The 638-nt window shown below is 54.7% G+C and carries 2 protein-coding genes; both read right to left on the bottom strand.

Features of this window, described 5'->3' with window-relative positions:
* Positions 1–221, bottom strand: a 221-nt coding sequence (locus tag G4L39_RS14730; protein WP_205880985.1) for a hypothetical protein, incomplete at its 3' end; no start/stop codon positions are given.
* On the bottom strand, positions 218–638 hold a 421-nt coding region (locus G4L39_RS14725; RefSeq protein ID WP_205880984.1), incomplete at its 5' end, for a hypothetical protein. The genes G4L39_RS14730 and G4L39_RS14725, both read right to left, overlap by 4 nt.

The raw sequence follows: 638 nt of genomic DNA, 5'->3' as shown, positions 1-638 counted from the left end.
ACAAGCTCCTTTGTCCCCCCGTCATTCGTCGAGACACGCGTCACAACACCACCATGGTCCGATTCGAACAGGGCATAGTTAAGATACACCATCTTCAAGTTGTACATACAATCCGTACGTGCAGAACGCGCCCACCACCGCCACGACAGAGCCCATGCAGCCATCAGGCACAATATGGCGACGACCAAAACAGCTGCAACATCAACCAGACGCAGCCTCATGTTCTTTTGCCACGCCTCCCACTCCCATACGATCTCCGGGCAGCAGCGCTGGCGAATTCATCGCGCCAAGCGGCCTTTCTCTCGAGCCCATCCACATCATCCCTGTGCCTGACAGCTCTGCCAAGGTGTGTGTGTGGGGGAAGAGCCATCTCGGGATTACGATCCCAACACCGTATCCAGTATTTGTTCTCAATAATGCGGCCCAAGTAGGGATAGCGGTTGCGGAACTCCCCTGGCGTTTGCATGCCACCCCGCCAATCGGAGATGATCTCCTTTCTGCGCCCATCCCGATAATATGCCACGCAGATGACCACTTCATGCTCAAGACGTTCGTTTAAAAGGTCCCCCCAAACCTTAGCCATCGCCTGAGGTATTGCACCGGCGGGTGAAGATTTTTTTGGGTTCGGCGTTGAATAT

Source organism: Limisphaera ngatamarikiensis (genome assembly GCF_011044775.1).
Taxonomy (GTDB): Bacteria; Verrucomicrobiota; Verrucomicrobiia; order Limisphaerales; family Limisphaeraceae; genus Limisphaera; species Limisphaera ngatamarikiensis.
This window is presented reverse-complemented; position numbering and strand designations above follow the sequence as displayed.